Source organism: Corynebacterium sp. P3-F1 (assembly GCF_030503635.1).
GTDB lineage: Bacteria > Actinomycetota > Actinomycetes > Mycobacteriales > Mycobacteriaceae > Corynebacterium.
The window spans coordinates 267,811-281,962 of record NZ_CP129965.1; the positions used below are offsets into that span (position 1 = coordinate 267,811).

The window sequence follows — 14,152 nt, forward strand, 5'->3', positions numbered from 1 at the left end:
ACGACTGGATAGGAATCGGGCGCTAGGAAACAGGCTTCGGACGCTGGGGAGCGCAGCACCCTTCCTTGCACGGTGCGCCGTTGAGGGTGCAGCCCTGGACGGTGACCGTCGACAAGCTTTCCGGCTCGGTGCCCGCGGCGGTGTTATCCACGAGGTCGAGGACGAGTTTCGCGAATTCCGGTTCCAGAGCGACCGTCGGCGTGCGGGTGAGCGTGATGCCCCGCTCCTCACACGCTTCCTTCAATTCAGTGTCGAGGTCCCAGACGACCTCCATGTGGTCGGTGATGAAGCCGACGGGCACGCAGATGATGTGCTCGACACCCTCGCCCGCGTCGTCGATCTCCTCGGTGCGGTCGACAACGTCCGGCTCGAGCCACGGGGTGCGCGGATTGCCGGAGCGGGACTGCCACACGACTTCGTAGTCGGGAACGCCGGCCTCGAGGGCGATCAGGCGGGACGCCTCGGCGACCTGGCGGGAGTAAAGGTTCGCGTTGGCAGGGCCGCCTGAGGCGTCGTCGGCCGCGTTCGGGACCGAGTGCGCGGTGAACAGGACGCGGGTGCTCTTCTGGTCTGCCGCCTCCCACGCGGCGCGAACGTGGTCGGCCATCAACTTCACAAAGATCGGGTGGCCGTAGAACTGCCACAGCTTGGTGAACTCGATATCCGGGTGCGCCTCGCGCAGCTTCACGATGTCCTCGTCGTATTGACGGCAAGCGGAATAGCCACCCCACGCGGAGGTGGCGAAGACCGCGACGCGTGTGTGGCCGTCCGCTGCGATCTGGTCCGCGGCGTCAGCTGCGTACGGGTGCCAGTTGCGGTTGCCGAAGTACACCGGCAGAGTTTCGCCGCGGTTGGAGATCTCCGCCTCGAGGTTAGAGATGATCTCGCGGTTCTGACCGTTGATCGGGCTCACGCCGCCGAAATTGAAGTAGTGCTCACCCACCTCCGCCAAGCGCTCGCGCGGGATCCCGCGGCCGCGGGTCACATTCTCCAGAAATGGAATGACCTCGTCCTCTCCCTCGGGGCCGCCGAAGGAAAGGACGAGGAGTGCATCAAATTGGGTTTCAGACATGCAGCCAGTCTAGTTCAACCAAATGGTGGAGGTACCTAGATCAGGCGGACTGCCATGGGCGCAAGTCCGTTGCGGCGCACCGCAGTCTTTTGGACGTTCATTCCGGTCTGGGGTGCTTCCAGCATCATTCCGTCGCCGAGATAGATGGCCACGTGCTGGCTTCCACCGTCGCCCCAGAACAAAAGATCGCCGCGCTCGGCCTCATCGACAGGGATTTGGGTGCCGCGCTGGTACTGGTAACCCGTGTAGTGCGGCAGCGAAACGCCGGCACCGGAGTAGGCGTAGAGAACCAGACCGGAGCAGTCGTAGCCGGCTTTCCCGTTGTAGCCCTTGCCGTCGAGTCCCATTGTCGCACCGTTCGCGTCGCCGCCGCCCCACACGTAGGGGGTGCCGATCTGCGATTCAGCGCGGGCGATGACCGCCTCGATCTGCTGCTCGCGGTTGCCGTCGGATGCAGTGTCGCTGCCCCTCAGCGAGTCGGTAACTTGCTTCGCGTCCTCGACCTCGGGAAGAACGCCGGCGACGTTCGTTCCTTGCTCTTCGTCTGTCTCTGTGACAGCGTCATCGGCGCTATCGCTTGACGACGGCGCTGCGATCCCCTCCGACTCACTACCCGACGTAGAATCATCGTTCTCCTCGGTAGCAGCCGACTCCGTGTACGGGCTGTCGAAGCTGGTGTGCTCAGCCTGGGTCTGACCGACAGCTTCCGCGAATGCGTCAAGGGCGGCCTGGACGGTGTCCGGGTTGGAGAAGTCTTCGAGCGATGGCGGTGTTGGAGCTCCAGGTGTCCCGTCTTCCCCATTATCTCGGTCTTTGGTATCGCCCGAGTCCGGGGTGACGTCAGAATCGACTGCCGCGCCGTGCTCCTCTGCTCCTTTAGAGGTAGTTGTTTCTCCGATCTTGGCTGCAGCGCTTTCGCTTGCCTCCGTGGACGATTCAGGCGTCGAATCAGGTGACGAAGCGCTAGGTTCGCCACCATGTGCTTCCGACGCCTCCGTCGAGGCTGGTGAAGCACTCTCACTAGAAGAGTTCGTCTGCGCGTCCTGGCCTGCATCGAGAGCGCCGTTTCGGGCAGCGTCCGCGTCCTTTGAATTCGTCGAATCCGTCGAGACAGATGCTTCCGCCTGTTCGCCAGCGGGCGACGGCTGGGACTGAGTCTCGTTGCCCAATGCCGAGGCAGCTTCTGGGCGGTGTTCGACAAGTTCGTTCTGCGCCTGCGACAGTTCAGCCGAGACCGCATCCCGCTGAGCCAATTGAGTTTCCAGGGATGTCACGGACGACTCCAGCGTCGCCCGCGCGCGGGTTTCAGCTTCTTCGGCGGCGGTTGCGCGATCGTCGGCAAGCCTGCTGGCTTGACGCAAGGTGGATTCGTTGTTTGCTGCCGCCGTACGGACACGCTGCAGATCCTCGATAGCACGCTGCTTCTCCTCGGACTCCTTGCGCAGATACGTCTGGCGGTCAAGGGAATCCTTTCGGGCATCCGCACCTGCGTGGACCGGTGAACCGTTAGCACCGGTGGCGCGATAGGCGGAACGGGAAAGCTGGTCGAGTTCGTCCTGCGCCTTTTCCACCTCCGCCTGCGTCTCGTCGAGACGCTGCCGTGCTTCATGGGCGCCACGCCGAGCCTGTTCCGCGAGAGACTGAGCGTCGTGCAAGTCCACGAGGGCCTGGTTGACTGCCTCGCGAAGATTGCCGATCTCGAGGTTGATCCGGTTGATGTCCGCCTCGTGCTGAGAGATCTCGGAAATGATCGCTGTAAGCGGCGACTCTTGGGCGACCGCTTCCACCGACGCGCTCGCCATGGACAACGTAGCCACGCACGCAGCCGCCGGAAGAATCGTACGGAGACTGAACTTGTTCGGTTTGCTCAATGCCTTTGAGCGCTTCTGGGGCAGTTGGGGCCGCGTACCCGCGGGATGGACGGTGAAATCCACGGAGGTTTTCCTCTCACCGCACACGTCATCAACGGCTTGCCTGTAGCTGCCCAGCCTGTTGTGCCAGCCAGTGACAAGCCGTGAATACGCCAGGATGTCAAGCCTGGAGTGCGGACGATTGAACGATCACGGTTGTGGACCCGCGGGCTGGTGTGCCGCTACTAGCCGCCCGGCGCAACGTGATCATTCTTGGCGTGCTTCCCCACATGCCCGAATGCTGCGAATGTTGCGTCTGCGATACTTGTGTTGGCTGTCAGCCCACGAGCCGACATGGAAACCATAGGCCACACAGTGTGTCTGTCGCACACCCTTTACCAATTTTCACACGCGTCAAGCTGAATCACATGACTGTGAGAAATGCGCATGCTGCGGTTATGTATCGAATGCGAATCAGTGTGACATCGGACACAATTTCTGGCTACCTCATAGCACTAGGGCAACAGCAAGACGGGAAGGCGCGCCGATAGCGCGATACACAAGAAAGGCCGGCTACGTTTCATCTAGTCTGAATCCTTGACGCCTGCGCGGAACGTTGCCGCCGACGCGACCACGGCAACACCGATAAGAACAATGAGCGCCCCCGCAACAAGACCCCAAGGGACTGAGAACCCGTCCGCCTCGGCACCGAAGGCTCGGATACCTGCCGCGTAATCCGGTTCAGAGATGAGTGCGTACTGCCCTCTTTCCACCTGCGCTCGCGTCAGAGTGTCGCTGACTGCAGCAGTGGACGCAGGCGTGCGGACAATGACTGTGTCGAGATCGGTCAATGCCTGTGTGTCTTGAGCGAGGTCGCGGAGCTGCCCCGCCGGCTGGCCAGTCTGCTCGAGAATAATGACCCCGGTACGGCCGGTGGCGGTCGGCGCCACGTCAGCGACGGCTGCCTCCAAGTCCCCACGCAGAGGGACGTTAGCGGGATTATCGGTACCGAATGCAACGCCGCCGTCGGCAAGCTGCTCCGCAAGACCATGTACATCGGGGGCGCTTTGACTCATAGATGACAAGGCTAATGTTCGGTCCCCTCAATACGACGTGGGCGCGCCGTTGCCGCTCGGGGTAGCTGAAAGTCTGAAAGGGGTAAATGTGCACCACCAAATACCACCGAAACAACGTGTGTGGCTTAACATTGTTCCTTAGGGACCCTTATGGGTCACACACCCAGATTTTCAGTTCTTAACAACGAGAAACGGAGCTCACGTGTCTGAAAGCAAGAACTCCTTCGGCGCCAAGAAGACCCTGGAGGTCGGCGACAAGTCTTATGACTACTACGCCCTCGACGCCGTCGAAGGCATGGAGAAACTGCCCTACTCGCTCAAGGTGCTGGGCGAGAACCTCCTCCGCACCGAGGACGGCAAAAACGTCACCGAGGAGCACATCAAGGCCATCGCCAACTGGGACCCGTCGGCAGAGCCGTCCGTGGAGATCCAATTCACTCCGGCCCGCGTCCTCATGCAGGACTTTACCGGTGTGCCCTGTGTCGTCGACCTTGCCACCATGCGTGAGGCCGTTTCTTCCCTCGGCGGCAACCCGGATCAGGTCAACCCGCTGAACCCGGCAGAGATGGTCATTGACCACTCTGTCATCATCGAGGCGTTCGGCTCCGAGAACGCTCTGGACAAGAACGTCGAGATCGAGTACGAGCGCAACGAGGAGCGCTACCAGTTCCTGCGCTGGGGTGCGGAGAACTTCTCCAACTTCCGCGTCGTTCCGCCGGGAACCGGTATCGTCCACCAGGTCAACATCGAGTACCTGTCCCGCGTTGTCTTTGACAACGAGGGCGTCGCCTACCCGGACACCTGCATCGGTACCGACTCTCACACCACCATGGAGAACGGCCTGGGCATCCTGGGCTGGGGCGTCGGCGGCATCGAGGCCGAGGCTGCAATGCTCGGCCAGCCGGTGTCCATGCTCATCCCGCGCGTCGTCGGCTTCAAGCTCACTGGCGAAATCCCGGTCGGCGTGACCGCAACCGACGTCGTCCTCACCGTCACCGAGATGCTCCGCCAGCACGGTGTGGTGCAGAAGTTCGTCGAGTTCTACGGTGACGGTGTCAAGGAGATCCCGCTGGCCAACCGCGCCACCATCGGTAACATGTCTCCGGAGTTCGGTTCCACCTGCGCGATCTTCCCGATCGACGAGGAGACCATCAACTACCTGCACCTCACCGGCCGCGACCAGGAGACCATCGACCGCGTCGAGGCATACGCCAAGGCTCAGGGCATGTGGCTCGAGCAGGGTGCTGCAGAGGCTGAGTACTCCGAGTACCTCGAGCTCGACCTGTCCACCGTGAAGCCGTCCATCGCTGGCCCGAAGCGCCCGCAGGACCGCATCCTCCTGGCAGAGTCGAAGGACACCTTCCGCAAGCAGCTGCCGGACTACAACACCGCTGGCGACGGCCAGTCTGAGCCGGTCCGCGCAGAGAAGGTCGAGACCGTTTCCTACAACGAGTCCTGGCCGGCAAACGGCGAGTCCGCTGCTGAGGGCGCGCAGGGCCGTGCATCCAAGCCGGTCATCGTCGAGTCCCCGCAGGGCGGCGAGTACACCCTCGACCACGGCATGGTCGCCATCGCGGCAATCACCTCCTGCACCAACACCTCGAACCCGTCCGTCATGGTCGGTGCTGCACTGCTGGCACGCAAGGCTGCAGAGAAGGGCCTGAAGGCGAAGCCGTGGGTCAAGACCATCATGGCTCCGGGCTCCCAGGTCGTCGACGGCTACTACAACCGCGCGGACCTGTGGAAGGACCTCGAGGCTGTCGGCTTCTACCTCTCCGGCTTCGGCTGCGCGTCCTGCATCGGTAACTCCGGCCCGCTGCCGAACGAGATCTCCGATGCGATCAACGAATACGACCTGACGGCTACTGCTGTGCTGTCCGGTAACCGTAACTTCGAGGGCCGCATCTCCCCGGACGTGAAGATGAACTACCTCGCGTCCCCGCTGCTGGTCATCGCTTACGCGATCGCCGGCACCATGGACTTCGACTTCGAGTCCCAGCCGCTCGGCCAGGACCAAGACGGCAACGACGTGTTCTTGAAGGACGTCTGGCCGTCTCCGGACGAGATCGAGGGTGTCATCGCCGACACGATCTCCCGCGAAATGTACGAGAAGGACTACGCTGACGTTTTCAAGGGCGACCAGCAGTGGCAGAACCTCGACGTTCCGGAGGGCAAGACCTTCGCATGGAACGAGGACTCCACCTACATCCGCAAGGCTCCGTACTTCGACGGCATGCCGGAGCAGCCGGAGGCAGTCGAGGACATCACCGGTGCTCGCGTTCTGGCGAAGCTGGGCGACTCGGTCACCACCGACCACATCTCCCCCGCTTCCTCCATCAAGCCGGGCACCCCGGCGGCGAACTACCTCGACGACAACGGTGTCGCTCGCCACGACTACAACTCCTTCGGTTCCCGTCGCGGTAACCATGAGGTCATGGTCCGCGGCACCTTCGCGAACATCCGCCTCCGCAACCAGCTCGTCGAGGACGCTGGCGGCTACACCCTGGACTTCACCCAGGACGGCAACCCGCAGGCGTTTATCTACGACGCCGCCCAGAACTACGCCGAGCAGAATATCCCGCTGGTCGTCCTGGCTGGTAAGGAGTACGGCACCGGTTCTTCCCGCGACTGGGCTGCGAAGGGCACCAACCTCCTCGGCGTTCGCGCCGTGATCACCGAGTCCTTCGAGCGCATCCACCGCTCGAACCTGATCGGCATGGGCGTGCTCCCGCTGCAGTTCCCGGAGGGCGAGTCCCACGAGTCCCTCGGCCTTGACGGCACCGAGACCTTCGACATCTCCGGTATCACCGCCTTCAACGACGGCGACACCATCCCGGAGACCGTCCACGTCACCGCCACCAAGGACGGCGGCGAGACCGTCGAGTTCGACGCCAAGGTCCGCGTCGACACACCAGGTGAGGCTGAGTACTACCGCCACGGCGGCATCCTCCAGTACGTGCTGCGTCAGATGGTCAAGAGCTAGCAAGAGCACTCGCGCCTAACTGAGCTCTGAAAAGGCCGGATCCCTCAAGGGGTCCGGCTTTTTGCTTTGCATGCTTATCGACGCCGCACCGCCCCGAGCCCCGGATTCACGCACAATAGACCAAGCGGTATAGAATCACCGTCATGTCTCGTCTGCTCTTTCTGTCTCTGCGCGACGGCGCAATCGGTCCTGAAGTCTCTCGCGCCGAGTACAACGATGTCCTAAACGCAACGAGGCTGCGTCCTGAGCAGGTCGAACGACGAATGATCCCGGACGCGGAGACACCACTGGGCAGTCTCGACGGCTTCGACGGCATCATTGTCGGCGGCAGCTCCCTCAACATCACCAACGCTGAATGGTCGCCGTGGCAGCGCCATGTCGACGAGGTACTCTCCGAGGTGGTTTCCGGTCCTCGCCCGGTCTTCTTCGTCTGCTTCGGGCTGAGCTGGCTCACCCACCATCTCGGCGGCGCTGTCGCGCACACGCATCCGGAGGCGGCGGGGCCGACCGTGGTCAAGCTGCTCCCCGCAGCTGAAAATGACCCGCTCACGGCGGGTCTACCAGAGCATTTCACGGCTCTGACCGGGCACACGGAGAATGCGGAGCCGCACCCGGCGCAGCTCGAGCTGCTGGCCAGCGGTCCGACGTGCTCCGTGCAGATTGTCCGCTACGGCGACCACGTCTGGGCGACGCAGTTCCACGCGGAGATGGACCACACGGCGATGAAGGCCCGGATGGACTTCTTCTTCGATTACGGGTACTTCCCCGCCGCGGAATACGACACGATTGTCGCGTCGCTCCCCGGCGTGGACACCACATACGCCAACGAGTTGCTGCGGCGATTTACCGCGTACTGCGGTGTGAACTAGGCCTGCGACACAGGGGTCGTGCCGTCCTCGAATTCGAACGGGTTCGGCTGCAGCCCGCCGCGGTCCACAGCCTCGACGATGACTTGAGCGACAAGCTCGCGCGAGGTGGTTGAATCCGCGTTGCGCAGTTCGGTGAGAACGGTCAGGCCCTTCGACGGCTCGTCGGTCAAGCGCGTCGGTCCAAGGATCGTGTATGGCAAGTCCGAAGTGAGCAAGCGCTGGTCCACAGCCTTCTTCGACTCCACGTACGCGTACCACGATCCACCGTCATCCTCCGCCGTCGCCTCAGCGGCGCCGGCATAAGACACCATGATGAAGTGCGGGGCGAACTCGCCGAGCTCTTCCAGCGCATCAACGGCCTTCAGCGCGGCGTCCCGGTCGACTGCGTAGGTGCGCTCCGGGCTGCCACCGCCCGCACCGGCGGACCACACGACAGTGTCGAACGGGGTGATCAGGCGGGCCCAGCCTTCCTCGTCGAGGGTGGTGAGGTCCTGGATGATGACGGTTGCACCGGCGTCGATAAGCGATTGCGCGTGATCAGGATTGCGCACGAGCGCGGCAACCTTGTGCCCCGACTCGATGAGCAGTGGAACCGTGTGCTTGGACACATTGCCGCCTGCTCCGAGAACGAGGACGAACTTGGATGTCTCTTGGGGTGTTTCTTCAGTGCTCATGGTTCCCAGGCTAGCGATCGCGTCGGCCGCGTGCCCGAGTCGTACTATTGGGCGCATGTACGCCATCATCACCACCACGGGGCCCGACCGCGTGGGCATCATCGCCGGCGTCGCACAGGCCGCCGCCGAGCACGACCTCAACATCGTCGACGTGTCCCAGACAATCATGGACGACTTCTTCACCATGATCATGCGCGCGCAGCTGCCTGCGGAGGGATTCGACCTCGCCGGCCTGCAAGACACCATGTCTTCACTTGGCAAAGACCTCGGCGTGGAAATCCGCGTCCAGAACGAGGCCCTGTTCACCGCCATGAACGAGGTGTAACGCCGATGGCGAACGACCTCAATTTCAAGGCCTCCAATATCGTCGATGTCATCTCGATGATCGAGGATTACCGCCTAGACATCCGCACCGTGACCATGGGGATCTCCCTCATCGGCTGCACCCGCGCCACGATGGAAGCCACCGCGCAGGCCGTCTACGACCGGGTGACACAGCGGGCAGCACGTCTCGTGGAAGTATGCGAAGCCATTGAACGCGAGTTAGGCATCCCCATCGTGAACAAGCGGGTGTCTGTCTCCCCCATTTCGCTCGTTGCAGCAGGCGTGGAAGGCAACCCCGCCGACATCGCGCGCGCCCTCGACCGTGCGGCGGTAGAGCTGGGCGTGAACTTCATCGGCGGGTATTCCGCACTCGTAGAAAAGGGTGCGACGGAAGCCGACAAGCGCCTCATTCAATCCATCCCGGAGGCACTGTCCGAAACCAACTTCGTGTGCGGCTCGGTGAACGTCGCTTCCTCGCGGGCGGGCATCAACATGGACGCCGTGAGGACGATGGGCGAAGTGGTCAAAGATGCCGCCGAGCGCACGGCCGACCAGTCCTCCATTGCCTGCGCGAAGCTCGTCGTCTTCGCTAACGCCGTCGGCGACAACCCATTCATGGCCGGCGCCTTCCACGGTATTGAGGAGCCGGACACCGTGGTCTCCGTCGGTGTCTCAGGACCAGGCGTTGTTGACTACGCCATCACGCCGCTCGATGGAGCGACGCTGAACGAGGTCGCCGAGGAGATCAAGAAAGCCGCGTTCAAAATCACCCGCGCGGGTCAGCTGGTGGGCACCCTCGCCGCGGAACGCCTCGGGGTGCCGTTCGGCATCGTCGACCTCTCGCTCGCCCCCACGGCGGAGGTCGGCGATTCCGTCGCGCACATTCTAGAGCACATGGGCCTTGGCCACGTGGGCACCCACGGGACGACAGCCGCACTCGCGCTGCTTAACGACGCCGTCAAGAAAGGCGGCATGATGGCCTGCTCCCGCGTCGGAGGCCTTTCGGGCTCTTTCATCCCGGTCTCCGAGGACCAGGGCATGATCGATGCCGTCCGGTCCGGCTCCATCTCCCTGGACAAGCTGGAGGCGATGACCTCGATCTGCTCCGTCGGCTTCGACATGATCGCTATCCCGGGTGACACACCCGCGTCGAGTATCGCCGGAATGATCGCGGACGAGGCCGCGATCGGTGTGATGAACCACAAGACCACCGCAGCTCGCCTCATCCCGGTTCCAGGTACGAAGCCCGGCGACGAGGTGAACTTCGGTGGTCTCTTAGGCTACGCACCGGTGATCCCAGTCAACGAGGTCAGCAGCGCTCCCTTTATCGAGCGCGGCGGGTTCATTCCCGCGCCCGTACACGGTTTCCGCAACTAGCGAAGCGGAAGCGGCTTATTTCTTCTTCTTGTCCTTGGAGTCGCCGCCGCGCTTCTTGCCCACGGTAAAATAGCTGGCCCAGCCGACAGTGTTCGCCGCACCGATGAACGTGGTCCAGAACCACTTCGGGCCGCGCAGCTGGTTGGAGTTCGTGCGGGCGAGATCCCACAGGGCGATGCCCTTGGCGGCGGTGTCGATCGCGCCGATGATGCCGGCTGCGGTCTTCTCCTTCTTGGTCAGAGACTTCCACGCTTCAAGTACAGAGTCAATCGGGTTCATGTGCTCTATCCTATGCGTCCGCTCGACCAGGCGACAGAAGAATCCATTTCCGCACCGGCCGATTCACGAAAATAAGTGGCTTGTTGTTTTCGGTCCGCATTGCTTGACCCGCTAAATTCAATGTGGTGACCACCCACCGTCCTTTCTTGTTGCTGAGCACACGCCCCGAAGACGAAGCCGCGGCCGAAGAGCTGGAGAGCTTCGCCACCGCGATGCGCCTGACCACGGGCGACATTGAGCAGCGCCGGCTCGAGATTGACCAGCTCGGCCCCGTAGACCTCGACCACTATTCCGGTGTTCTATTGGGTGGCAGCCCCTTCAACAACCTCGAGCTGCGCAAGTCTGAGCTGCAGCTGCGCGTGGAACGCGAGATCGGAACGCTCATCGCCGCATGCATCGACCGAGACTTCCCTGTTCTGGGGGCGTGCTACGGCATTGGCGCGATCGGGACGGTCATCGGGGCAACGCTTTCCGACGAGTTCGCTGAGGAAGCAGGGCCCGTTACGGTGGCGCGCACCAATGCTGAGGACGACGTTCTCGGCGACACCGCGGACACATTCGACACGCTCGTGGGACACAAGGAGGCGCTGGCCACGCTTCCCGACGACTCACGCGTCACCGTCCTTGTCACCGGCGAGGCCTGCCCCACCCAGATGTTTCGGGTAGGCAAAAACGTGTACGCCACCCAGTTCCACCCGGAGCTCACCGCCGAAGCACTCGAATTCCGTTTGCGGCTGTACGCGCACCTCGGCTACACCTCGACCGAGACGTTCGAATCGCAAATCTCCAGGGCATACGACTACGACTACACGGTCAATAACCAGATTTTGGCCAATTTCGCTGCCCGCTACAGGCGCTGAGCAGCTTTCACGGGAGCCGTATTAAACAAGCCCGGAAAGGTCCCGGGTGCATCATCGCAGTGCAAAGCAAGGAGTGCTCCTGTGTTTGCGCCAGCGCGTACGGCTACGCCAACTCGACAATCTCCATGTAGTCGTCGCTCCACATGTCTTCGTCGCCTTCCGGCATGATGATTACGCGTTCCGGTTCGAGGGCGCGCACCGCACCAGGGTCGTGGGTGACAAGCACAACGGCACCGGTGTAGGTCTTCAACGCGTCGAGAACCTGCTCGCGTGACTGGGGGTCGAGGTTGTTCGTGGGCTCGTCGAGAAGCAGCACGTTGGCGCGGGAGGAAACGAGCGTGGCCAATGCGAGGCGCGTCTTCTCGCCTCCCGATAGTGTGCCGGCTGGCTGCTCCAGCTTGTCGCCGGAGAACATGAAAGCGCCGAGGAGACCGCGGAGATCCTGTTGCCCGGCATCGGGGCATGCCTCGATCGTGTTCTCCCAGACGGTCTTATCGCCGTCGATGGTGTCGTGCTCCTGGGCGAAATAGCCGAGTTTGAGGCCGTGGCCGGTGACCAAGCCGCCTTCGCCGTCAGTGCGCTCGACTCCCGCGAGAAGTTTGAGCAGCGTTGTCTTACCCGCGCCGTTCGTGCCCAAGACGACGACGCGGGAGCCCTTGTCGATCGCTAGATCCACGCCCGCGAAGACTTCCAGCGAACCGTACATCTTGGTCAGGCCTTTGCCGAAGAGAGGGGTCTTGCCGCACGGCGCGGGTTCCGGGAAACTGATCGCCGCTACCTTGTCCGCGACCCTGACCTCGTCCAGTTCATTCATCATGCGGTCGGCGCGCGCCAGCATCTGCTTCGCGGCAGCTGCCTTCGTTGCTTTCGCACCGAGTTTGGCTGCCTGCTTCTGCAGTGCGGATGCCTTTTTCTCCGCGTTGGCGCGCTCACGCCGGCGGCGGGCTTCGTCCTCGGCACGGGCATCCTTGTACTTGGAAAAACCCATGTTGTAAACGTCGGCTTCGCCGCGAACGGCGTCGAGGAACCAGACCTTGTTACACACGGCATCAAGCAGCTCGACGTCGTGGGAGATCATGATGAGGCCGCCCTCGTGCTTGGACAGGAAGTCGCGCAACCACGTGATGGAGTCGGCATCGAGGTGGTTGGTGGGCTCGTCGAGAAGCAGTGTTGTCGTGGATTTTCCCGCGCCGTCGTTCGCGGCGAAGAGGATTTGGGCGAGTTCGACACGCCGCCGCTGACCGCCGGAGAGCGTCTTGAGCTGCTGGTCGAGGATGCGCTCGGGCAAACCGAGGTTGTCGCATATCTGTGCAGCCTCCGCGTCGGCCTCATAACCCCCGAGGGCCTGGAACCGTTCTTCGAGGCGGGAATACTTCGAGATTGCCGCGTCGCGTTTCGAGCCCTCCTCGACCTCCATGATCTCTTGCTGGCGTTCCATCGAGGAGCGGATCTGGTCGAGGCCGCGCGCGGACAGCACTCGGTCACGCGCGGTCTGCTCGATATTTCCCTCGCGGGAGTCCTGCGGCAGGTACCCGATTTCCCCCGACCGTGTCACCGACCCGCCGTACGGCTCCGTCTCGCCCGAGAGGATGCGCATCGTTGTGGTCTTGCCAGCGCCGTTGCGCCCGACAAGGCCGATTCGGTCGCCTGCCTGCACGCGCAGGTGCTGGCCAGGCGCGTGCAGCAGGGTGCGGGCGCCGACACGCACTTCGAGGTCGTTGGTGACAATCACAACCGGTCAGTGTACCGCCGCGGTCAAACCGGACGTGTTAGACCGCGAAGCCGAGGGCGCGCAGCTGCTCCCGGCCGTCCTCGGTGATCATGTGCGGACCCCACGGCGGCATCCAGACCCAGTTCAGGGTGATCGCGTCGACGGCGCCAGAACCGACAGCTGCCTGCTCCGCCTGCTCCTCGATGACGTCAGTGAGAGGGCACGCAGGCGACGTCAGCGTCATGTTGATCACGGCGCGGTTCTTCTCCCCCTCCTCCTCGATCCAGATGTCGTAGACGAGGCCCAGGTCGACAACGTTGATGCCCAACTCCGGATCAATCACGTCGTGGAGGTACTCGGCCACATCGGCGGCGAGCTGGATTTGCTGCTCGGACTGCTCCGGTCGCTCCCCCGGACCGGCAAAGCTCGAGTTAGAGGATGAGTCATCCGCAGCTTGCGCAGCCTCCGCGGTGGCGGGGTCAGTCGGGGCGAGCTCGCCGTTCTCGTCGACGGCGTTGTTGTACGTGTTATCGGTATCCATGCTGGCTCCTTTGGGTTAACGGGAATTCTCGAGGTTCGTGATCGCGTCGCTCGTCGCTGCTTGGAACGCCTTCCATCCCAGCAGAGCGCACTTCACACGAGCGGGAAACTTGGCCACACCCGCGAACGCGATGCCGTCGCCGATCAGGCCGGCGTCGCCTTCCTTCTCGCCTTTAGAGGTGATCATCTCCTCGAAAGCATCGAGCTTTTTCATCGCCTCAGACACCGGCAGGCCGATCACTTCTTCGGTGAGCACGCTTGTCGACGCCTGCGAGATCGAGCACCCCTCCGCGTCGTACGAAATGTCCTCGACGGTGTTCCCGTCCTCGGACAGGTGGACCCTGAGGGTCAGCTCGTCGCCGCAAGAAGGGTTGACGTGGTGCACTTCAGCCTCGTAAGGGTCACGCAGTCCTGCGTTCTGCGGGTTCTTGTAGTGGTCGAGGATGACCTCTTGGTACATCGACTCTAGGTTCATGCTCTTCTTTCTCTACCTTGGCGTTTATTGGCGTTGATCAGTTTCGGTTCCACCCCGCTGTA

The 14,152-nt window shown here is 62.7% G+C and carries 13 protein-coding genes; 5 read left to right on the forward strand and 8 right to left on the reverse strand.

The genetic code is table 11. The features are described from left to right. Nucleotides 1-22 precede the first annotated feature (22 nt). The 3 genes from QYQ98_RS01255 to QYQ98_RS01265 form a co-directional block, all read right to left on the reverse strand. Nucleotides 23-1,072, reverse strand: a complete 1,050-nt coding sequence (locus QYQ98_RS01255; RefSeq protein ID WP_302006972.1) for a ferrochelatase — start codon at nucleotides 1,070-1,072, stop codon at nucleotides 23-25. Nucleotides 1,073-1,107: 35 nt separating this feature from the next. Continuing rightward, nucleotides 1,108-3,006: a DIP1281 family NlpC/P60 protein gene (locus tag QYQ98_RS01260; protein ID WP_302006973.1), complete on the reverse strand. Its 1,899-nt coding sequence runs from the start codon at nucleotides 3,004-3,006 to the stop codon at nucleotides 1,108-1,110. A 500-nt stretch (nucleotides 3,007-3,506) separates the two neighbouring features. Further along, a complete protein-coding gene (locus QYQ98_RS01265) occupies nucleotides 3,507-3,998 on the reverse strand; it encodes a DUF6676 family protein (RefSeq protein ID WP_302006974.1) in 492 nt (163 codons plus the stop codon). Nucleotides 3,999-4,200: 202 nt separating this feature from the next. On the opposite strand from QYQ98_RS01265, the gene acnA reads away from it, so the two are divergent. Together acnA and QYQ98_RS01275 are read left to right on the forward strand one after the other, a co-directional pair. Continuing rightward, nucleotides 4,201-6,981 carry an aconitate hydratase AcnA gene (acnA, locus tag QYQ98_RS01270; RefSeq protein WP_302006975.1) on the forward strand — a complete coding sequence of 927 codons (2,781 nt, stop codon included), beginning with the start codon at nucleotides 4,201-4,203 and terminating at the stop codon, nucleotides 6,979-6,981. A gap of 143 nt (nucleotides 6,982-7,124) precedes the next feature. Next, nucleotides 7,125-7,850 carry a glutamine amidotransferase gene (locus tag QYQ98_RS01275; RefSeq protein ID WP_302006976.1) on the forward strand — a complete coding sequence of 242 codons (726 nt, stop codon included), beginning with the start codon at nucleotides 7,125-7,127 and terminating at the stop codon, nucleotides 7,848-7,850. Here the strand turns inward: QYQ98_RS01275 and QYQ98_RS01280 are convergent. Next, complete coding sequence (locus QYQ98_RS01280) at nucleotides 7,847-8,524, reverse strand: SDR family oxidoreductase (protein WP_302006977.1); 678 nt, start codon at nucleotides 8,522-8,524, stop codon at nucleotides 7,847-7,849. The two genes, QYQ98_RS01275 and QYQ98_RS01280, sit on opposite strands and share 4 nt — an antisense overlap. Nucleotides 8,525-8,579: 55 nt before the next feature. On the opposite strand from QYQ98_RS01280, the gene QYQ98_RS01285 reads away from it, so the two are divergent. After that, nucleotides 8,580-8,849, forward strand: coding sequence for an ACT domain-containing protein (locus QYQ98_RS01285; protein ID WP_302006978.1), 270 nt, complete (start codon nucleotides 8,580-8,582; stop codon nucleotides 8,847-8,849). A gap of 5 nt (nucleotides 8,850-8,854) precedes the next feature. Next, nucleotides 8,855-10,225, forward strand: coding sequence for a PFL family protein (locus QYQ98_RS01290; protein WP_302006979.1), 1,371 nt, complete (start codon nucleotides 8,855-8,857; stop codon nucleotides 10,223-10,225). Between the two features lie 15 nt (nucleotides 10,226-10,240). Here QYQ98_RS01290 and QYQ98_RS01295 read toward each other — a convergent pair whose 3' ends face one another. Then, nucleotides 10,241-10,504, reverse strand: a complete 264-nt coding sequence (locus tag QYQ98_RS01295) for a hypothetical protein (RefSeq protein ID WP_302006980.1) — start codon at nucleotides 10,502-10,504, stop codon at nucleotides 10,241-10,243. 125 nt (nucleotides 10,505-10,629) lie between these two features. On the opposite strand from QYQ98_RS01295, the gene QYQ98_RS01300 reads away from it, so the two are divergent. After that, the gene (locus QYQ98_RS01300) at nucleotides 10,630-11,364 is read left to right on the forward strand and encodes a glutamine amidotransferase (RefSeq protein WP_302006981.1); all 735 of its coding nucleotides are present in this window, start codon (nucleotides 10,630-10,632) and stop codon (nucleotides 11,362-11,364) included. Nucleotides 11,365-11,467: 103 nt separating this feature from the next. On the opposite strand, the gene QYQ98_RS01305 is transcribed toward QYQ98_RS01300, so the two are convergent. Genes QYQ98_RS01305 through sufU form a run of 3 tightly spaced genes read right to left on the reverse strand, consistent with a single transcriptional unit; the run spans nucleotide 11,468 to nucleotide 14,090 of the window. Further along, nucleotides 11,468-13,096, reverse strand: a complete 1,629-nt coding sequence (locus QYQ98_RS01305) for an ABC-F family ATP-binding cassette domain-containing protein (RefSeq protein WP_302006982.1) — start codon at nucleotides 13,094-13,096, stop codon at nucleotides 11,468-11,470. Between the two features lie 37 nt (nucleotides 13,097-13,133). Continuing rightward, nucleotides 13,134-13,616 (reverse strand): metal-sulfur cluster assembly factor, encoded by a 483-nt coding sequence (locus QYQ98_RS01310; RefSeq protein ID WP_302006983.1) that lies wholly within the window; start codon nucleotides 13,614-13,616, stop codon nucleotides 13,134-13,136. Between the two features lie 15 nt (nucleotides 13,617-13,631). Next, nucleotides 13,632-14,090 carry a Fe-S cluster assembly sulfur transfer protein SufU gene (gene sufU / locus QYQ98_RS01315; RefSeq protein ID WP_302006984.1) on the reverse strand — a complete coding sequence of 153 codons (459 nt, stop codon included), beginning with the start codon at nucleotides 14,088-14,090 and terminating at the stop codon, nucleotides 13,632-13,634. Nucleotides 14,091-14,152 lie beyond the last annotated feature (62 nt).